The organism is Sphingomonas sp. Leaf230, assembly GCF_001421745.1.
In the GTDB taxonomy this organism is placed as follows: Bacteria; Pseudomonadota; Alphaproteobacteria; order Sphingomonadales; family Sphingomonadaceae; genus Sphingomonas.
This window is the reverse complement of the sequence record NZ_LMKW01000015.1, coordinates 23,477-42,916: the sequence shown is the minus strand read 5'-3', so window position 1 is coordinate 42,916 and position 19,440 is coordinate 23,477. Positions and strand designations below refer to the sequence as shown.

Annotated in this window: 20 protein-coding genes; 10 read left to right on the top strand and 10 right to left on the bottom strand. The window is 60.3% G+C overall.

All coding sequences use genetic code 11. The features are described 5' to 3' along the window. Positions 1–13: 13 nt before the first annotated feature. From ASE82_RS18490 to ASE82_RS18460, 7 genes are all read left to right on the top strand, one after another. Complete coding sequence (locus tag ASE82_RS18490) at positions 14–496, top strand: hypothetical protein (RefSeq protein ID WP_056066928.1); 483 nt, start codon at positions 14–16, stop codon at positions 494–496. A 104-nt stretch (positions 497–600) separates the two neighbouring features. Next, a complete protein-coding gene (locus ASE82_RS18485) occupies positions 601–1,035 on the top strand; it encodes a LexA family protein (protein ID WP_235524804.1) in 435 nt (144 codons plus the stop codon). A 3-nt stretch (positions 1,036–1,038) separates the two neighbouring features. Then, complete coding sequence (locus tag ASE82_RS18480) at positions 1,039–2,298, top strand: Y-family DNA polymerase (RefSeq protein WP_056066923.1); 1,260 nt, start codon at positions 1,039–1,041, stop codon at positions 2,296–2,298. Positions 2,299–2,361: 63 nt separating this feature from the next. Continuing rightward, the gene (locus ASE82_RS18475) at positions 2,362–2,622 is read left to right on the top strand and encodes a hypothetical protein (RefSeq protein ID WP_056066920.1); all 261 of its coding nucleotides are present in this window, start codon (positions 2,362–2,364) and stop codon (positions 2,620–2,622) included. 31 nt (positions 2,623–2,653) lie between these two features. Beyond that, the gene (locus ASE82_RS18470) at positions 2,654–2,935 is read left to right on the top strand and encodes a hypothetical protein (RefSeq protein WP_056066918.1); all 282 of its coding nucleotides are present in this window, start codon (positions 2,654–2,656) and stop codon (positions 2,933–2,935) included. Between the two features lie 10 nt (positions 2,936–2,945). Further along, positions 2,946–3,578: an SOS response-associated peptidase family protein gene (locus tag ASE82_RS18465; protein WP_056066915.1), complete on the top strand. Its 633-nt coding sequence runs from the start codon at positions 2,946–2,948 to the stop codon at positions 3,576–3,578. 46 nt (positions 3,579–3,624) lie between these two features. Beyond that, positions 3,625–3,873 carry a hypothetical protein gene (locus ASE82_RS18460; RefSeq protein ID WP_056066912.1) on the top strand — a complete coding sequence of 83 codons (249 nt, stop codon included), beginning with the start codon at positions 3,625–3,627 and terminating at the stop codon, positions 3,871–3,873. 1,031 nt (positions 3,874–4,904) lie between these two features. Here the strand turns inward: ASE82_RS18460 and ASE82_RS18455 are convergent. The 9 genes from ASE82_RS18455 to traJ form a co-directional block, all read right to left on the bottom strand. After that, positions 4,905–5,372 (bottom strand): thermonuclease family protein, encoded by a 468-nt coding sequence (locus tag ASE82_RS18455; RefSeq protein ID WP_235524803.1) that lies wholly within the window; start codon positions 5,370–5,372, stop codon positions 4,905–4,907. 245 nt (positions 5,373–5,617) lie between these two features. Continuing rightward, entirely contained in the window at positions 5,618–8,872 is a 3,255-nt protein-coding gene (locus ASE82_RS18450; RefSeq protein WP_056066906.1) for a zincin-like metallopeptidase domain-containing protein, read from the bottom strand. A 15-nt stretch (positions 8,873–8,887) separates the two neighbouring features. Then, positions 8,888–9,286: a hypothetical protein gene (locus ASE82_RS20210; RefSeq protein ID WP_235524802.1), complete on the bottom strand. Its 399-nt coding sequence runs from the start codon at positions 9,284–9,286 to the stop codon at positions 8,888–8,890. After that, positions 9,283–11,463 (bottom strand): DNA topoisomerase 3, encoded by a 2,181-nt coding sequence (locus ASE82_RS18440; protein ID WP_056066903.1) that lies wholly within the window; start codon positions 11,461–11,463, stop codon positions 9,283–9,285. Before ASE82_RS18440 ends, ASE82_RS20210 begins: the two co-directional genes overlap by 4 nt. A gap of 9 nt (positions 11,464–11,472) precedes the next feature. Further along, the gene (gene traF, locus ASE82_RS18435; RefSeq protein ID WP_056066901.1) at positions 11,473–12,009 is read right to left on the bottom strand and encodes a conjugative transfer signal peptidase TraF; all 537 of its coding nucleotides are present in this window, start codon (positions 12,007–12,009) and stop codon (positions 11,473–11,475) included. Next, a complete protein-coding gene (locus ASE82_RS18430; protein ID WP_056066899.1) occupies positions 12,006–13,928 on the bottom strand; it encodes a type IV secretory system conjugative DNA transfer family protein in 1,923 nt (640 codons plus the stop codon). The genes traF and ASE82_RS18430 overlap by 4 nt, the downstream gene beginning before the upstream one ends. Then, positions 13,925–14,089 (bottom strand): type IV secretory system conjugative DNA transfer family protein, encoded by a 165-nt coding sequence (locus ASE82_RS20425; protein ID WP_156348970.1) that lies wholly within the window; start codon positions 14,087–14,089, stop codon positions 13,925–13,927. The genes ASE82_RS18430 and ASE82_RS20425 overlap by 4 nt, the downstream gene beginning before the upstream one ends. After that, complete coding sequence (gene traI / locus ASE82_RS18425; protein WP_056066896.1) at positions 14,086–16,407, bottom strand: TraI/MobA(P) family conjugative relaxase; 2,322 nt, start codon at positions 16,405–16,407, stop codon at positions 14,086–14,088. The genes ASE82_RS20425 and traI overlap by 4 nt, the downstream gene beginning before the upstream one ends. Before the next feature lie 34 nt (positions 16,408–16,441). Further along, the gene (traJ, locus tag ASE82_RS18420; RefSeq protein ID WP_056066893.1) at positions 16,442–16,837 is read right to left on the bottom strand and encodes a conjugal transfer transcriptional regulator TraJ; all 396 of its coding nucleotides are present in this window, start codon (positions 16,835–16,837) and stop codon (positions 16,442–16,444) included. Positions 16,838–17,162: 325 nt separating this feature from the next. On the opposite strand from traJ, the gene ASE82_RS19620 reads away from it, so the two are divergent. The 3 genes from ASE82_RS19620 to ASE82_RS18405 are packed head-to-tail and all read left to right on the top strand — an operon-like array spanning position 17,163 to position 18,729. Next, entirely contained in the window at positions 17,163–17,570 is a 408-nt protein-coding gene (locus ASE82_RS19620; protein ID WP_156348969.1) for a TraK family protein, read from the top strand. Beyond that, positions 17,567–18,292, top strand: coding sequence for a nucleotide-binding protein (locus tag ASE82_RS18410; RefSeq protein ID WP_056066887.1), 726 nt, complete (start codon positions 17,567–17,569; stop codon positions 18,290–18,292). Before ASE82_RS19620 ends, ASE82_RS18410 begins: the two co-directional genes overlap by 4 nt. Continuing rightward, on the top strand, positions 18,292–18,729 hold the full coding sequence (locus ASE82_RS18405) for a conjugal transfer protein TraM (RefSeq protein WP_056066885.1): 438 nt from the start codon (positions 18,292–18,294) through the stop codon (positions 18,727–18,729). Before ASE82_RS18410 ends, ASE82_RS18405 begins: the two co-directional genes overlap by 1 nt. A 12-nt stretch (positions 18,730–18,741) precedes the next feature. On the opposite strand, the gene ASE82_RS18400 is transcribed toward ASE82_RS18405, so the two are convergent. Then, positions 18,742–19,374, bottom strand: a complete 633-nt coding sequence (locus tag ASE82_RS18400) for an IncP plasmid survival protein KfrC family protein (RefSeq protein ID WP_056066882.1) — start codon at positions 19,372–19,374, stop codon at positions 18,742–18,744. Between the last annotated feature and the right edge of the window lie 66 nt (positions 19,375–19,440).

The following is a 19,440-nucleotide window of genomic DNA, read 5'->3' as shown; positions in this document are numbered from 1 at the left end:
CCGGGGGAGTAGCATGATCGAGGCTGAAACGAGACAGACTAGGTTCGCTCGCCATACAGGGGGATGGGTGCTGGGCGGTACTTTTGCGGGGTACTGCCTCTTACCGGCGCTACGGTACGCCGAACCGTGGACTGTTGGCCTCGGTGGACTGCTAATGGGCTGGGGAATTATTGCTCTATATGAGCAAGCGGTCACGGTTGATGACCCAAAAAAAAGGCACATCGCCCCGGCTTTCCTGCCGATTGCGATGGGAGCGATGTTCTTGTTTATTGGGGTGGGCGGTGCGCTCTTTTCGGGGTTTCATGCCGAACGGGCGTGCTACAAGATCCAACAAGAGCTTATCGATGGGACGCCGGCCGAAGTAAAGGCGGGGCGGGAGCTACCGAACGCTGCAGACCGATTTCAAGCGCTGGGTTGCCACTACCAATCGTCGCGCCCTTACTCGCCGCTTATGATTTTCGAGGACTCGAAACCGGCTCCTGCTGCACAGAGATAAGACACCCCCTGATTCCAAATTTCACAAGCGTTTGATTTTCAACGTTCCCATTCTGTTCTTTTCGCGCCTACAATGGCGGCATGTCCTGCGTTGCCCCCTCACTCATGCTCGATCGGCCGATTCCGATCGCCGAAATTTCCTCGGATCTCCGTTTACAGATTGTCGGCGCGGCCGGCGCTGGCTTTCCGTCACCTAGTCAAGACTGGCGGGAGGACGCGATCGATCTGGTCGAACTGCTCCGACTGGACCGCGCTGCCAGCTTCGTTTTCCGGGTCAGCGGAAGCTCCATGCTCGATGCCGGATTGTTCGATAATGACGTGGTAGTGGTCGATCGCGACGCGAAGCCGGCGAACGGCCGAATTGTGATCGCAATTGTCGATGGCGGGTTCGTGGTCCGCCAGTTGGTCATACGCCAAGGGGTGCCATACCTTGAAGCTCGCAACGCCCGCATGGTCTATGAACCGACGATCGCCGATGGCGAAATGGGTATCGAGATTTGGGGCGTCGTGCGCGCCTCCGTCCGCAATCTACAGGCTTAGCCAATGTGGGCGATTATCGATCTGGAGAACGCATACGTTTCATCAGAGAGGCTATTCGATCCCAAGCTCCGCAATGTGCCGGTCGTTGTGCTCTCAAACAACGACGGTTGCGTGGTCGCGCGAAGTGCCGAAGCGAAGGCGCTGCACATCAAGATGGGGGAACCCGTTTTCAAAATTCGCGACAAGATCCGGCAGCATGGGGTAGTGCTCCGCTCGTCCAATTATGAACTGTATGCGGACATAAACCGGCGCTTTAACATGGTGATCGCTGAGCATAGCGACACGGTTGAAATCTACTCGATCGATGAATCGTTTTTTCGTCTGCCGATTCTCGCCAATGGGCGCGGCGACGTAGCCGCGGCCCATCGCATCCGGGAAGCGGTGGCGCGATCGGTCGGCCTGCCAACCCGGATCGGGCTGGGACCAACGCGGACGCTGAGCAAGGTGGCGAACGCACTAGCGAAGGCATCGGAAAAGGTCTGGCGCGGCGTCATTGATCTGCATGACGTGGAGCTACGTCGGCTAATGTTCGACGCCTTTCCAGTCGGTGAGACCTGGGGCATTGGTTCGGCGCTGGAAGCCAAGTTGTGGCCCCTCGGGGTTCGCACCGTGGCCGATCTGGCGGCATTGCCGGCCGCGGTCGCACGCGACGTCGGGACAGTCGTGCTCGAACGGCTCGTCCGTGAACTGAACGGGATCGAATGCTCGGATTTCGCGCCTGATCCAGAGCCGTTGAAGGGAACGGCTGTCACGCGCAATTTCGGGGAGCCTGTCCGCGATCCGGACGCGCTGCGCGAAGCGATGGTGCGCCGTGCTGTCCGCGCCGCTGAAAAGATCCGCGCGCAAGGGCTGGTCGCGTCACGCATGATCGCGTTCGCGCATGGGAGCCGGTATAAACCGAACGCGCCTTCCGCCTCGCGATCGGCGCGGCTGTCGCCGGCAACACACGATCCGCGATCGATCGCCAGCGTCGCCGGCAACATGGCAGATTCCATGTTCGTGCCGGGCGCGATCTACACGAAATGCGGCGTGATGCTGGAAGGGCTGCACGCGGCAGGGGAGGCCCAAATCGACTTATTCGCGACGATCGATCCGAAGGCCGCCCCATTGCTGGCGGCGATCGACGGACTCAATGGGCGGTTCGGTCGCAATACCGTTCGGATCGCGGCCGAAGGGCAGGGCGCTAAGAGCTATGACACCAAACGGGAAAGCAAAAGCCCGTCGTGGACCACGAACATCGCTGAGATACCGATCGCACGGTGATTGCCAGTACATCGGTTGAGTTCCAGCCTCTCGTTGCCGATATCGTCTAAGAAGGAGAATGATATGGCGCGTGGCGATCTCGTCGAGAAGAAGAACGGTAAGTGGGTGTTCCTGCTCGATGCGGATGGGACGGAATCGCAAGAGTTCGACTCAAAAGCGGAAGCCGAAGCGGGGCTCGCGGCCTTCCTCGCCCTCGTAGCGGATGGGAAAGAACAAGAGGCCATAGCCGCTGAGGAAGCAGCAAAAGCCGAAGCCGAAGCCGATTACCAGCGGCGACTACGCAACTTCAACGCCATGAAAGGGCAGGGGCCACAAGTCCGCTAAGGCGTCGTGTATCTCATAGACGTTCGTGTCTATGCTCGAGCAGAGCCGTTCGCGTCAGCGAATCCCGGCGTGCTCGAGCAAAGGCACGGCGGGCGTTGCCCGCTCCGCATCGCCGGCCGCGGCCGGCGCCGATCGGCGCATTGCCGATCGCTGCCCGGTCGGGCAGTCTGACGTCATGGAAAACGAACCCAGTGGTTTCGAGCAATCGGCCCAAATCGTGGAAGCCTTCTCGGAAAGCGAGACGGACCCGCGCGTCCTTGAACTGCTGAACGCGATTGCGAAGGCAATTCGCGATCATGCCATAGACAACTGAGAGCGGGGGTATGTGCAACCGCGCCCGCATGTCGGGGGAACCGGAAACGTATTGGGGCTCGGCCGCCAAGCTGTTTCGCGACCGTCCCCGCGACAACCATTTCAATCCAAGCGAGCTGCGGCCGAAAAGCCGCAATTACGTCGTGCGTGAACAGGACGGCGAACGCGCGTGGGACGTGATGACGTGGGATGTTACCGGGGGCAAAGCGCCGTGGCCGATGACGAACGTCCGAAATCTGGCCTTGAAGCAATGGCGGGTGCTTGCTGAGAAGCCCGAAAATCGATGCGTGATTCCGCTTACGGAATTTTGCGAGTTCACCTCTGAGCCTCATGACCTGGGGGACGGTAAAAAGCCCCTCAAAGGCGAAATGTGGTTCGCCGTGCCGGATCTGCCAGTGTTCCCTGTCGCCGGTTTTTGGCAGCATACGGAGGCTGGGGACAGCTTTGCCATGGTGACGTGCGACCCGAATCCGCTGGTTGCACCGATCCACCCGAAAGCCATGATTACGATCCTAAATCCGGAGGACGTGGATACGTGGCTCCGCGGTTCGTATGACGACGTGGTGAAGCTGCAACGGCCTTTCGACGCCGATCGCATGACGGTGCGCGGGCCGGTTTTCCCAACTCGACGCAAAGAACGCTAATCTGGACGGATTGACTTGGCACCCTCTGCGTTCCACGTCTGTTCTCATGGAGCACGCAACCAAGTCGAGCCGTAACGGCTCAATGTCCGCTAATCAGACGCATGATCTAATCGTTGAAATGCTGCCCGACCTTCCTCCGGCGGAAATGCAAACCATATTCTTTCAGACGATCGAGCACGGACCGGAATCGCTGCTCGTGCCGATCGAGGCGGAGTTCGCGCGCCGTGGTCTGTCTCCCTATGCAACGTATTCAACGGACTCTTTGACCATCGGAACTACGCCACAAGCGATCTGATCCGTGAGTACCGCCAGCTTCAACACGACAATGGATTTCATACATAAACGCGCGGACATGCGGATAGTCTGCCAATGCGGACGCACGATCAACGTCCCGTTCGGCGCTGTGCTGGAACTGTTCGGTGGAATGCCGATCCCGATCGCCGCTGCTCGATCCCGCCTGAAATGCAAACGGTGCTTCGCCCGCGGCCAGGTAATCGTGTCGCCAGTGCCTACTATCAGCCGATAGAGGACTGTGAGAGGATTTCGGAATCGTACGCTAAGGCCGCCCCCATTCCGGTACATAGATCGATTGACGGGTTGCGTCACAAAAGCTGGCTGACGGAGCAGCGTTACAGCCAGCCGTGTGCCTTCAAGGTCGTGTATCCGATGTAGGGTAGAGACGATAACATACCACCAAGAGTGACGGTCCGCAGTCGTACCCCCTTCGGCGGTTCGCGTTTTTGCATTGCCCATACCGTGAACGCAGCGACATACGGGCGACCGGTATCGGTAAGGCGGTTCGCGACGGACGCTTCATGTTCGTTCATGGCTGCAACTCCGGTACATTGACCGGTGAACCGGCGATTCCGCCGTTTAGTACGGTGAATGCGCCAAACTCGTTGTACGGACCATTCGTTGCTTTACTCGCTAAACCATTACGGCGACCAAACATGCTAACTCGGTTGCGGCTAATACAACGACTAAACGTGCTAATACGAATACGACTAACGCGACGAACAAACACGCTAACACGTGGAATTGCATATTTGTTGACAGTTGCGTCACTAGCACCTACACGAAGAACAACGCTTTGATTGAGTGTTAGTACGGCGAAAGCGACGGTACGATATACGCGGGACATGGCACGGCCTTCCTGAAAATCGATGAAGACGGCGCTTAGCCCCGGCTCGATTGATCTTTTACCAAATCATATTGTACCCGATCTGAATAATCCTTGCAATCGGGTCGCGAAGATTTGATTCAGGGTGTCAGATATACGCCAGCCGTTGGATGGCATAGCTTCTCGACCGCCTTAGAACTCATTGCCTACCGGGGATCGCGCCATGGTTGCACGCCGTAACGGTACATGCCGGCGTGGGCGCGTTGAGCCGCCTGTTGGGATGGCTGATAACGGCCTTGTGAGAAGCGAGCCCAATCGACAGCCCATCCTGTTCTCACCATAGCAGCCGCGATCTCGACGCCCTGCCAGTTCCAGCACTGCGCCACGATCCGATCATAGTTCCGTTGCCCGGTGCCGCGGCATTGGACCGGCCGGCCGGCGACAAGCTGCACGAGCTGGGCGCGTGCGCCGGGACCGAACCGCGTATCCTTCTCCGGCGCATCGATTCCCCATATCCGGACCCGCATCTTTCCGAACCGAAACGTATCCCCGTCATAGATCGATGTGGGAACGCCGGTCGTCTGCTCGATCGGGAGCGGGCGGCTGGGGGGCGTCCATCGTTGCGCGTCGGCCGATGCAGCGAGGCCGATGATGGCAAAGCCGACGATCGCCACCCGCCTCATGCGGCTGGTCGGTCGTGGAGCCCTGACATAGCGTGGATTACCGACTCCCGCTCCTTGGCCAGCGCCGGGAAAGGTTCTAGCCCTTTCTCGGCAAGGGCATCCGGTGACGCCGTGCGAACATAGTCCAGCGTCAGCGCTGGGTCGCTCCGAAGCACAGCGCAAAGTCGCCGGGCGTGTTCTTCCCAAAATTCCATCATATTGTCTCCTCGGAATAGAGCTTGGAATTATGCGGTGGATTACAGGCGCGCGGTGCGCCGCTGGGCCGGCTGGTCGTTTCCGATCGCCGGCCCCGACCGCCGCTGATGTTCGGTTTCCTCGTCCAATCGGTGCTTGGGCGTCGGTAAAGCCTGCTGGGAGGTTTGCTGCGCGGTTTGCAGAGCGGCTTTGACCTGGCGCTCGACGCCGGCACGTCCAAGGCTGCTATTCTGCTCAAGATCGTTGAAGTCAGTGAACCGCTTAGGATCTGCCGCCTGCTCGCCCGGCGCGAAGATCGGATGGACTGCCTTACCGCCTACAGCTTCGGCCGCCTCGTTTGCCTTATCGCGTCCCGGGTTGTGTCCGTGCTTCTGCTGAACACGAAGATCGTCATCGGCCATGATGAAGATCGGCTTGTCCGGGAAGCGCTCGTGCAACGCCTTGGCGACTGCCGGCAGATTGCCGGCATCGAATCCCGCCACGGTGGGATGGTCCACTACACGCGCGATCGTCGTCATGGTCGAATAGCCCTCGCCGATTACCAACCTCGGGGCTTTCTCAAGATCCGCCAGCGTTCCGTTGACGACATGGAAACAGCCCTCCTTATGGCTGTCTTTGGCGAACCGCTTGGTGCCGTCCTCCTGAATATATTGCGTCGTCCAGTGCTGGCCCTGCGCGTCAATCGCCGGAAGGTGGATCGATGCGTCCTTGCCGTCGGTCATCGCGCCGATCGTCGGGGTGATGCCCTTGGCCGCCATGTAGGGAGTGGGCTCGGTGATCTGCTTATAGCTAGTTGCGCGCATCTGCACGCGGCGGGCAGTTTCGGCATAGGTCGCGGTCAATTCGCGGTCGCGCGCGTCGCGCTTGGTCGCGGCCTCGGCGCTGAGCCGGGCTTTCTCCTGCTGCGACAGCGCCGCGCCCGTGTATTTCCATGTCATATCGAGATTGGTCCGGAAGTTCTCGATATGGCCGGCCGGGTGTCCGTCCAGAAACGCCCGGTAGGAGCCGGTCGTCTCTTTGCCCTTGTCCCCATCGGCCGGCACCCGGTGGCGCTGGCCGTCCATGATCGGATGCCCGTTCGGAACGGTAAGCCCCATGTCCTTCATGGCGGCGGCAAACTCCGCTTGCGGAGTTATCGCCTTCTCCTGACGGTTTGGCCGGTTCTCGGGGTTCCAGCGCGCAAACTTCGATAAGTCGCTACCCTCGGGCGCATACCACGACTTCGCGGGCGCATCCCATCGCGCGCCGGCCGCCTTGGCGACGTTTCGCTCGCCATAAGGGACCGCCAGATACTCGCGTTTTGCCGGTTGCTTGGGGGTGTCACTACGATTGGTCATCTGCTGCCCTTCCTGTTCGGCGCTGGCGGCCGCTGGAGCCCGCGTGGCGCTGTCCGCCTGCGCTGGGGCCTGCTGTTGGTCCTGCCCTTCAAGGGCCGGGGCGGGGCCGTCCTTCGCCCATTTGGCGAACGGGGTCTGATCCATCCCGGCGGGAACGAACCACGTCTTTTCGTCCGTATCCCAACGTGCCCCTAGCTTCTTGGCCTCGTTCTTCTCACGGAACGGGACATTGAGCGTCGTAGGCTGGTCCGCGATCACGCCGATGGTCTGTGCGGGTTCGGTCGCCTGCACATTCATCCGCGCGCCATTGTCGACTAAATGCTGCCAGCGCGCCTCGCGATCTGGATCTCCGGCGGTCTGCGCGTGCTTCACCAGATTGGCGTCAGCCCAATCGATCTTCTCTGCGAGCGGGATCGTCTGCCCGATGCGCTCGGGCGGGTTGGTGGTGCCAGCGACAACGAGGCCGGTAATGTCACTGATGATCCGGCTCTCGTCGGGATAGTCGATCCCGGCCGTGGCCTCGCGATCGTGCGGGGCTCGAAACTCGCTGGTCAAATCGCTGAACAGGTCGAGCGCCCCGTCTGCGCGTAAACCGGCACTGACGTTGACGAACTGCTGCTCCTGCTCGTCCCACGTCTGTACGGTATAGGTGGGCTCGCGGGTCAGCCGCTCGGCCGTCTCCGCGAACGCCTGCGCCAAGCCTTTGCGCTCAAGATAGGCATTGGTGAACGCTTCGTCGTCTGGTGCAATCCCGAACACCGGGGACAGGCGCTCGATCGCGGTTTGGTACATGGCGGGATAATCCCGGCTGTCGTCCCCGACGACATCGCCAATCCGAGCGATCCCGGCGCTGGCAAGTGCGGCATCAAGGGTCGCATGGGGTGCGCCGATCGTCGGATTGTAGCTGTGATTATAGCCGTGGAAGTGGCTGAAATCGGTATCCGCGGATTGCAGCACCTCGGCGATCGGCGTGTCCAATGCCGCGCGTCGCTCGGCTTCGTCGGGGTCGGCCGGCGCGGGCTGCTCGATGGTCTGGGCGTCGCGTTCCTGAATCTGCTTCTGCTCGAACGCGAGTATGTAAGTGTTGATCTTCTCGGCGTCGGAACAGGCCCGAACGATCTCCATCGGATCGTCCTCAAGCACCTTAATCCAGGACGCGACGTAGGCGACGTGCTGCGCGGGATCGCGGCCGATCTGTAGCTCGTCGCCTAGAATCATGCTCGCGATCTCGGCGCGTAGCTCCTCCTTGGCGTAGCCTTCCGATCCGAACGGGTGTGCAAGGTCGCGGTCGAGCCGGTTCGGTGCTCCCGTCCAGTGGCCTACCTCGTGAAGCGCGATGCTATAGAAGCCATCGGCACTCGGGAATTGCGAACGGTCGGGTAGCGTGATGCTGTCGGTCGCCGGCATGTAATACGCCATGCTGCCGCCAACCTCGCGGATCTTCGCGCCCGATGCCTGCAATATCGCGTCGGCGCGTTCGATCGGGTCCCACTCTGGCGGCACTGGTGGGGTTTGCGGGGGCAGGCCGTCGATTTGCTCGGCGTTGAACACGACTGCATAAAATGGCCGGGGCCTCTCAAGCTCCACGCGCACCTTCACGATGTTGCCCTCGGCGTCCTTTACCGGCTTGCCCTGCGCGTCCTTAAGCGTCTGTTCGTCGTCAAATTTCCAGTATTGGACAAGCGAGCCTTTCTCGCCTTTTCGGACCTGAGCGCCGGCCGCTGCGGCCTGCTTATAGGTCATCCACCGGGCATCCTCGTGCCCCTCGGACATAAGATTCACGACGTTGACGCCGCGATACCGTTTGCCGGTGATCGGGTTCATCGGAATGATCGATCCGCCCTCACGGCCGGGGGCGGCGGGATTCCACGGTCGCTGCCAAGGTGCTGTTCCGGCCTTTAGCTGCTCAATGATCTTTTCGGCGACGCGCTCATGAAACGGCTTCTTGTCCTCGGCCATGATAGCCTCCGCTGGTTAGTTTTTTGCGCGGGCAAGGGCGAATAGCGCGCCCTTAGTCGGGACCGGTGCCGGCGCTGGTGGCTCAAGGCCCTCCTCGGCTGCGCGGGCATCTTCCTCGCTCAAAGCATCCTCCACGAACGCCCCGGCGCGATCGGCCTCGGCAGGATCGAACTCGATCTTGGCTCCGGGGATCTCCGCATCGATCAGCTTTTGGCGAATGATCGCGTCGTCATCGGTGTATGATCCCACGTCACCGTCTGGCGTCGGCTGCCAGCGTGTGGCCTTGTCGGGGTCGGGAGAGAACGTCACGCCGGCTTCTTTGGCCTGAGCAACAAGCTCGCGTGCTCCCGCCTTATCATCTTTGGGATAGACGTTTTTGATTTCACCTTCGGCGTTCGGTGTCGGGTCAGTCATGACGCTTTTCCTTTGCTGTAATCAGGCTTCCCATTGGTGTCTAAATAGGTCTGTTTGCACTCGGGGTATTTGCTGCAACTCCACCAAAAAGCGTTCTTCTTCTTGGCGGCAGGACGGCGAATAAGTCCGGCTCCACACGCCATGCACTTGTGCATGGTCGAGACGGTCGCCAGCTCCTTCTTGATCAGCACAGGCTTGCCGGCTTTGTCTTCGGCGGTGAACTTACACCCCTCGGAATAGCTGGTGCAGGACCAAAAGTGCCCCTTGGTGCCCTTCATCCGACGAAGCGGTTTCGAGCATAGCGGACAGGGCCGCGCATCGGTCTTGATCGCCAGCCCGTTCTCTTTGACCGATGCAACCTCGCGCGCGACGTAATCCGCAAGAGCCTGCACGAACGATCGCGCATCCTTCGTACCATCGGCAATCGCGCGCTGCTGTTCATGCCAAATAGCAGTCATGTCGGGGTATTTGGCTTGATCGGGGAGGGCGTCGTAAAAGTCCCGCGCTTGCGGGGTGCTGGTGATGTTCTTGCCCTTCTCGATCAGGAACCCGCGATCGAACAGGGTGGCAATGATGCCGTCCCGCGTCGCGGGGGTGCCGATCCCGCCATGCTCGCCGGCCTTGTCCTTGTCCTTTTCGATCAGGAGTTTCCGCAGCCGCTCGTCACGGACGTATTTCGCAACGCGGGTGAGGTCCATTAGCAGCGTCGCCATGGTGTAGAGCGGCTTGGGCTTCGTCTCCTGCTGGTCAGCGCTGGCGCTGGTACAGGTGCCACTTTGGCCCGCGCCGATGGTCCGTAGGTCGAGCGCCAATGCCTCGTCGTCATCGGCAAGGTCTTCGTTGCCGGCATCGTTCTTATAAAGGATCGTCCAGCCCGGCCGGGTGGTGATGTTGCTCCGTGTGGCAAAGCGCCGGCCCTCAACCTCCAGGACGATATCGGTCTGGTCATATTGATGGGTTGGCCAGAATTGCGCGACATAGGCGCGGGCGATCAACAGATAGATCTTCTGCTCGCCTTCGCTGAGCTTGGACAGGTCGGCCGTTGCCTCGGTCGGGATAATGGCATGGTGGGCCGATACCTTGGCGGTGTTGAACGCCCGGCTTTTGATGGCTGGGTCGGCCCGCTTGACCGGAGCCGCCAGCACGGGAGCCGTCTCGCCGATCGCAGCGAGTACGCCAGCCGCGTCCGCGTGTTGCTCGTCACTGAGATATTCGCTGTCGCTCCGGTTGTAGGTAATCAGCCGGTACTTTTCGCGAAGGGTCTGCGTGATCTCCTTCACCTGATCGGGCCTCATCCTGAACTTGCGCGACGCATCGGTTTGGAGCTTCAACAGATTATAGGGGAGCGGTGGCGATGCCTCTTTGGCGTTCGTCTCTATGCTGACGATCCTCGCGGGCTTGCCGGCGACGGCATCCGCGATAGCTCGGGCGTGCGCCTGATCGGACAGCCGGCCCTTATCATCGACGGGATCGCCATCGACTATTTGATAGCGTGCCGGGAAAGCCTGTCCGCTAATCTCAAACTGGCCGGTGACGGTGTAGTAATAGCCCTTCGTATGAGCTGCGAACTCGCGGTCGCGACGCACGACAAGGCCAAGGATCGGGGTTTGCACCCGCCCGACACTGAGCACGCCCTGATAACCCTTGGCCTGCGCTGCGAGCGTGTACGCGCGGGTCATGTTGACGCCATAGAGTAGGTCGCCCACGCCCCGCGCTTCGGCGGCTGCGGACATGCCTGCGAACTCGCGGTTGTCGCGCATGGTGGATAGCGCCCGCTGTACCAGTTTCAGGTTGTAGTCGTTGATTAGGACGCGCTGCACGGGGAGCCGGGAGCCGGCCCATTCTATAACCTCGTCAACGAGTAGCTGGCCCTCGTCATCGGGGTCGCCCGCATGGATGATACCCTTGGCTGGCTTCAACAGGTCGCGGATGATGCGAAGCTGCTTCATCTTGTCGGGAGAGGGTTTCTTGCTCCACGGAATGAAACTGATCGGTAGCTCGGCCATGCTCCACGGTGTTTCCGGAGCCTCAAGCTCAAGCATGTGGCCGAATACCCATGTGACGTAATGTTTGCCGCAATCGATGTAGCCGTCCTGCCGGCTACCTCCTCCGAAGCCCTCGGCGATCGCTTTTGCAAGGTCGGGCTTTTCCGCGATGACTACGATCTCTCCGGCCATGGTCGGCTCCTACCAAGTCACTACGGGGCGGATGACGCTGCTGATCTGCTTGCGTGGGATCGGCCCGAAATATCGGCTATCGAACGACACGGGCGCTTCACCCATGACGATGACATTGCCGTCTCCAACGGTGCCGTTTCCGGTGAACCGGGGAAGCGGTCGCCGTGCGCTATCCTGTATCCGGGGTTTGCTGTTGGGGACTGGAACGCCGTTGATGACGACACCGGCCGCGCTGATCTGCACCCGATCCATTTTAGCCGCTAAAATTCGCTTCATCATCGGATAGCTGCCTCCGGGGCAACTACCGGGCTCGATGTAGCGCCGCTCAAGTGCGAGCCGGAATACCTCGCGCTCGGGCGGGCAGAACATGACGTAATCGCCTTTGTGGATCTCGCTGCCGGTGGTCCGGTAGAAACCCAACGGGATGCTGCGCGTCACGTTGACGCGCAAACCCATGGCCGCGGTCGCCAATCCGGCGATAACGGCAAAGCCGACGATGCCGAATGCCACGTTGCGACTGATCTGCGCGTAGCTCGACCTTTTCATAGCTTCACCCTGATCGGCGCTGCGGCCTCGTCGTCGTCGTCATTGCGGGCGGTGACGCTGCCGGGCTTTGCCTTCCGGATAATGTCGCTCTTGTCGGGTGCCGCCACCTGGGCGCGAGCGAGGAACGTCGGATCTTTGAAATACAGCGGTTGCTTGCCGTAAACCATCGGATAGCCGGTGATGTAGAGGAGCATGTCACCCGCTTCCTCGATATCGCCGCTCGCATTCTTCCTCGGCCCCGGCATCCGTAGGCATTCGTCCGCGGTCAACAGGGCGCGCTGTGTCTCCTGTATCGTCTTCGACGTTGACCCGGAAAACAGCCCGCCGCCTGCATTCTTGCTCGTCGTGACCTGCTCTTTCAGGATCGTCGTTTGCCCGGTCATCTTCGATAGATGCTCTGCCGTCTCAAGCCGGTTGGGCGGATAGGCGTTTTGGACATGGCAGTTCGACGTGATTAGTTCGTCATGGCCGTAGCCCGTTTCCCGGCTGCGAAGCTGGTTGATATCCTGACAGATAAGATAGAATTTGAGCCCGTAACCGGCTGCGAACGCCAAGCTGCCCTGAATGATTTCCAGTTTCCCCAAGCTGGGAAACTCGTCGATCATGAACAGCATCCGGTGTTTGTAGCTGGCCTTTGCGCGCCCGTTCTCGAACTCCTGCTTGGGTGCGAGGATACGAACCATCATGTTCAACATGATCCGCACAAGCGGCCTCAGACGGTCCTTATCGGTCGGCTGGGTGATGATGTAGAGACTTACCGGCGTGTCATGGTTCATCAAATCCCGAATGGAAAAGTCGGACGTTGACGTGTTCGCCGCGACGACGGGATCTCGGTAAAGCTCGATATAGCTTTTGGCGGTCGAAAGGACGGAGCCGGCTTCTTCCTCCGGCCGATCCATCATGTCGCGCGCCGCGCGCCCTACAACGGTATGGTTCTTCCCGCCGGGAAGATGACCGTAGCTCATCATTTCTTCCCACAGGCCCTTAATCGGCCGGGCGGGATCGGTCAGAAGTCCATCGACCGCGCTCATGGTCGCGGCCGGGCCGCCATTCTTGGCCTTGTAGATGGCGTGCAATATGACGCCCACGAACAACGCCTGCGACGTTTTCTGCCAGTGGCTTTCTAGCCCCTTACCGTCCGGATCAACGATCAGCGTTGCGAGGTTCTGAACGTCTGCAACCTCATTGTCGGTGCCGATGCGGATCTCGTCCAGCGGGTTCCACCTGACGCTGCCGCGTGACGATGCCGGCTCGAACCGCATGACGATCTGGCCCGCGTGATTCTTCCGCCAGCCGGCGGTCAACGCCCAAAGCTCGCCCTTCAAATCGGCAATTACGGCGCTGTGCATCCACGAAAGCAGCGTCGGGATGACCAGCCCAACGCCCTTACCGGATCGCGTCGGTGCATAGGTTAGAACGTGCTCGGGGCCGGCGTGACGGAGATACGTAACCTTGCCGTTCTTCTCCTCGAACGCGCCAACATAGACACCATCATTCTCGATCAGGCTGGCGGCGCGAATGTCGTTGATATCAGCCCATCGTGCGGAGCCGTGCAGGAACTCGTTGCCCTTGCCCTTCTTCGACTTCGCGATCTTCACGATGGCTGTGACAAGGATGCCGCCCCCGGCGATCAGCATTCCGACGCCCATCGATTTCGTGAAATACGGCGCGAGGCTCGGCACCTTCTGCCAGTGCGTGAACCACTGCACGATCCGCCATGGCGCGTAGACGTGATTCCAGTTCGGCCCCAAGGTCGCCTGATACGCCATCAAATGTGCGAAGGTCTGCGTCGCGCCGACGAAACCGGCTGCAAAAAAGAACAGCATCAACGCTGCGAGCAAAGCCTTTGTCGCACCCTGCCCTGTTGTCCTGCCCCGGTTGCGAACCTGTGGGCCAACATTGTTGTTACGCTTTTTCATGCGTCACCGCCGGGCTGGTAGAACCGAGATAGGTCCGCCCGAAGATCCAAGACGACAATCCCCGTTTCTAATCGCAGTAGATCGGGGATGATGAGTCCCGTTCCCTTGCCGCTGCTCGTGGGTGCGGAGATTGAGTTTACCGGCTGGTCTGGATCGTTCATCGGCTGCGTCCTCTGCTTTTCACGGTGCCATCGGTTCCGATCTCGATGCGATCTCCGATCGCCAGCCGGGCGGCTCTTGCCGCACTGGTAGCGTCGATCGGCAGCACCATGATTTCGTTGCCGCGTTTCAACAGGGCTAATTTCGTGCCCTCAATCTCCCTCGTACCGGCGTAGGATAGCGAATCCTCGCCCGCCTCGAAAGGCCGGTGTTTCGGTATATCCATTCCTATTTGCCGTTTCGCCTCGCGCTCGGCGATGTATTTATCAGCCGCGCCGATCTGGATCGGCGTCAATCCTGTCCGAGAAACATCCCATCGCAAGAGACGATCTCGCCCGGCTTCTTGGCCGTCCATGTATGGACGAACATTACGCGGCAATAACAGTGAAGATCGTTCGGCGTCGCGAACCACACTGAGTTCGGACAGGTGCCGCACGCGATTTCTGGCTTGGGGAGGCGGGTTTCGTCCAATCCGGCTAAGGTTCGGCTTCCCGCCTGTACGCCCTCGGGTTCCTCCGGCTCTGCGGGGACGCGCTGGTCCGCCTCTTCCGTCAAATACGGCCCGTCCGTCACCGCCTCGGGCGATACCTGGCTGTCCTGTGCCAGCGCCGGCTCCTCGGCTTCCTGTGCCGCTCGCCGGGGCTCTGCCGACGTTGACTGAGCCGGTATCGGGCTGGCCGGGGGCTCCGGTGGCCCGCTCCCGTCCACGGCGCGCATCGCCTCCTCGATCTCCTCCTCCAAGGTCTTCTCTACCATCGGTGGCCTCCTGCTGTTGTTGATTGGTCACAAGCGCCTGTCGCTTGCGCTCAAGCTCGGGATCTTCAAATCGGACTGGCAACGCCGCTTTGGCCGCGGCCTGTGCGACACGCTCCTTGAACTCGGCCGTTCCTGTGATCGAAAGCTCCTCGCCGTATCGATCGCGGGCGATCCTGAGCGCTGCTGTGATGCCCTCGATCTCTGCGCCCCGCGAAACGTGGAGCCGATCGCCATCGTCACGGATGGCGGCTCCGGGGGTGCTGTAAATTATCGTTCCGCGCTTCGTGATGTGATCGGGCTTCGTAACACTCGCGGTGGCCGGCACGGTCGCCGGGGTCGCCTTCACCGCATTGCCGGCTTTGTGTCGGTTGCCCTCACGGGCACGGAGCGCCGCTAACGCTTCTGCATTCCCGGTCTTCGCTTGCTCCTGCAACCAGTCATGCCAGCCCTTCCGGCTATTACGCTGATTGATGCGCTCCCGCTCGCGAGCATAGGCGGCGGTGATCTTGTCGAGCGCCTGTTTGGTGGCGCGTGACGCCAGCGCATAATTCACCTTGCGGACCATGCCGCTGCCGCCCGTTACCTTGATTGTCGCCCTGCGGAGCCGGCCCGCCCGCTTAACGGCCTCCACGCCTGCGGCGCGTTTGGCTGCTGCTGCTGCGAGGTCAACGCTTCGTGCGGCGCTGCGGTTCTTTTGCTGGTCCTGATACCGGGCAAACAACTCGGCGGTGTTGACGCGGGAAGCCATAGGACGGGGCTCATATGCGCGCTTGGCGACTGGCTGGACCCTCAAGCCATCGGCCGCCACAAATGGTCCTAGACGATCCTCAAGCGCCTTTTTGGACAGGTCGCGTGCTATCGAACTGGCCTTAATGGACGTTCCGCTTTCAGCCGTGACGACAAGGCCATTGCCTTGCGGGTGCATGGTCAACCCGTTGGCTGCCATCGTGGCGTGCAATGCCTGCCAGCTATCCGCCGCCTTGATCTCGTCGGCGCAATTCCGCTGCACCCAACCGATCAGACTCTCGATACCGCCGGCCTGCTCCATATCGGCCGCGCGACCTTCCCCTCCCCGCTTCTGGGCCTGATGGTTGTCGCGCTCAAGGCTGAACTCAATTTCGAGCTTGTCGCATAGCTCGGCAAGCGTTCGATAATCACGCAACGGCGCGTGGACGGTGTTGCGCTGCGGGTGAACCTTGTTGATCGCGATATGAAGGTGGACATTGTCGGTGTCGTGATGGGCGGCGCTGATACGCTGATGTTCGCCGTACCCAAGCCCGGCGCAAATTCGCTCCTCGATCTGTCGCAAGGCTTCCGGGGAAGGAGCTTCCCCCGGCCGGAATGAGATAATCAGGTGATAGGTCTTGTCCGCATTGGACCGCGTGTTCCCCTGCTGCACCAGCATTACGTCATCGGCGGCATCTAGCGGGTCGTCCGATCCGCAATTCGTCACGGTGACGGTGCCAACACGCTCGTCACGCCCCTGCGCGCTAGTGATGTAGCGAACCAATCCGCCAAAATCGCTTTTGCGCGTAACCTTCATCGGGACGTGCTTCGCGATCATCGACACAGACCCAAAATTTTAGCGGCTAAAATTTTCATTTGGCGCGAAGCACGGTTTTGACGACCGCCCGAAGCTCCTCCTGATTGGCCTCGATCTTCTCCAGGACGCCCCGGATGATCCGCGTCATCCGCTCCGGCTTGAACTCGTCCAGCTTGGCGTCGTCGGTTAGCCAAAGCTTCAACAGACCTCCAAGCCGGCCTAGATCTCCATTCACACGGACAAGCTCGCGCGCCTGCTGACTATCGATCGCGCTGCGGGGCTGATGACCTAGCCCTACAAGGCGTAGATAGGCCGCGATCGACAAACCCGTTTGCTGTGCCAATTCTTCAATCTGCTGCCCCTCCTCCTCCGTCACGGGGACGCGAAGATGACGGCTGCGACGGCGGGTTTCCCCGCCTGCCTCGCCCTCTTTTTCGTCGCGTTGAACCATGGCGTTCTCCTCAACGGCGGTAGCCGTTCGACCTCGTAGAGCAGGATCACCGTTGAGCAGCCCCGCTGCGAATAAGGTGATGTGAAGTTAGATGGCCCGCTCGCGGGTTAGCTAACTTCACCTATCCTGCCCTGTCTTCGACGTTTAGACGCCAGATATGATCCGTGTAGAGCGCGTTTACAACGACTTTATCCGTTGTTCAGGGTGGCAATCCATCCCCTTCTGTGCGATTTTCCAGCTTCCTAAACGCTTCTGCTCTGATGGCGTCGGGTTTCTATCCGGATTCTAAACAGTTTCTAAACTGAGGACTAAAGGCACGCATTGAATGACAGACACACCCCCCAAGCCGTTCGTGGAACGCCTGCGGGATCGTGCGGCCCGATCAAAGGCCGCTGCTGGTGGACGCAACCGGGCTGCGTTCCTCTCTGCAAAACCTGATGTTCAAGCGGCTTTGGATGATGGCTGGCCGGTCAGTCAGATATGGGAGGCGCTGGTCGAGGAGGGCCGCATCGATTTCAGCTACGTCTGGTTCGCCAAGTATGTTCGCGACCTGATCCGGAAGCCCGCTTTGGCCGTCTCGATTGCCGATCCGGTTCAAGCGCCTCCCCCAGCTGCTTCTCCTCCACCTCCGGTTCAACCGACCGCGGCAGATGACGCACCAGCGCCGGAGCCGCGCCCTCGCCCTAAGCGGTTCCATCACCCGGAATCGCCCGACATGAAGGATTACCTGTGAGCAACGTCCATATCGTTCTCCAAGGCAAAGGTGGCGTCGGCAAGTCGCTCGCCGCCTCGATGCTCGCGCAATTCCTGATCTCGCGTGGTGAGACGCCCCTGTGCATCGACACCGATCCTACCAACGCCACGTTCGCCGGCTTCAAGGCGTTCAACGTCAAGAAGATCGCATTGCTCGAAAACGGGGATATCAACCCGCGCAACTTCGATGCGATGATGGAACTAGTCGCCGGAACAAAGGACGACGTTGTTATCGATAGCGGAGCGAGCACCTATCAGCCGCTCTCTGCCTACATGTTCGATAGCGATGCGGCAGAAGTGATCGCGAGCCTCAACCACCAACTCGTCTTGCATACGCTCGTCGTGGGCGGGCAATCGATGACCGATACCATTGCCGGCTTTGCCTCGATCACGGATGCCTTCCCCGCTCCGGCCGCGATCGTCGCATGGCTCAATCCCTACCACGGCCCGATTGAACACGAGGGCAAAGGGTTTGAGCAAATGAAGGTCTACCGTGACAACAAGGATCGCGTTGCGGCGATCGTTACCCTCCCGGATCTCAAGCGCGAGACGTTTGGCGCTGATATGCGCGACATGCTCGCCGACCGTAAGACCTTCGCGGAAGCGATCGAAAATCCGACGCTACCTCTGATGCAGCGTCATCGGCTCGGCCGGATGCGAGATTCTATCTTCGGCGAACTCTCGAAAGCGGCGATCATCTGATGGCTGAGCATGAAAAGATCCGCGCGCTGATCGCTGAGATTGCGACCAAACACGGGGTTGCCTTGTCACCGGACGATCCGCTTCTCATTCTGCAAACCATAAATACGATGCTGCTGGGCGAAAGCGCCGACGCTCAACAAACCCAACTCCAAGCCTTCAAATCCGAGCTTGAGGAAATGTCGGATCGCTGGGGGACCGACATAAACGCCAAAGCGGAATCGATCCTCAACGCGGCCCTAGAAGCGGCGGAAGCATCGATGAAGGCACGCATGGCCGAAGGTGCCAAGAAACTCGTCCAGGAGGTCGCCACGGAGGTTAGCAAGGGCCTTGGGAAACCGCTCGCGGACGGTGTTAAAATTGCCAATCGGAACCTGTTGGCCTCGACGCTGACAATCGTTGCCGCAGTGATCGTACTAGTTGCGGCCCTCATTCACTGAGGGCCGTTTCTGCTAAGCTCGGCCGGCATCCCGATCGCCGGTCGTGCTCTTACGCTGTGTCAGCCCCCCACTATGGGACAAGCCTTGATGCTCCGTCCGATCCTTCTTCTCCCGCTCGGCGCGGGTATGCAATTCGTGAAGCCGGCGCGCTTCCTGCATCTGCGTAAAATCGTCGGACAGTTGGGGCTCTCGATGTTCGAGCTTGAGCGCCGCCATGTTCTCGATCCGCGTCCCTTGGACATGGATGCCGTCCCTGATCTCTCGGACCATTTCGAGCCGGCTCTGTAGCCGTTGCATGGTGGCCTGTGCCTGCGCGACCTGAGCCTGATAACGGGCCTTTACGCCCGGCATTGCGAGCATACCGGGCGCTTGCGACTGGATCTGCTGCAACCGCGCACCTTGCGTCTCGACCATGTTCTCTAACCGGTCTTCGATCTGGTTCGCCTGATCCTGCTTCTCCTCGACAATTTCGGCGAGGGCCGCGTTGTAAGCCTCGGCGGTCGTGGCGATAAACGGGGCGGCGGATTCCTGAATTTCGATCTGGTGGGCCTGATCTAGCAGACGATCGGCATCCGCTTGCGGATCGCCGCTACCGTCCGCAACAGTCGGAATTTTGAGACTGTCGGACGAAAATGCTGCGGGCATTAGACCCTCCAATTTTAGCCGCTAAAATTCCTGCCAAGACTATATCCGTTGGTACAAAAGGAAAAG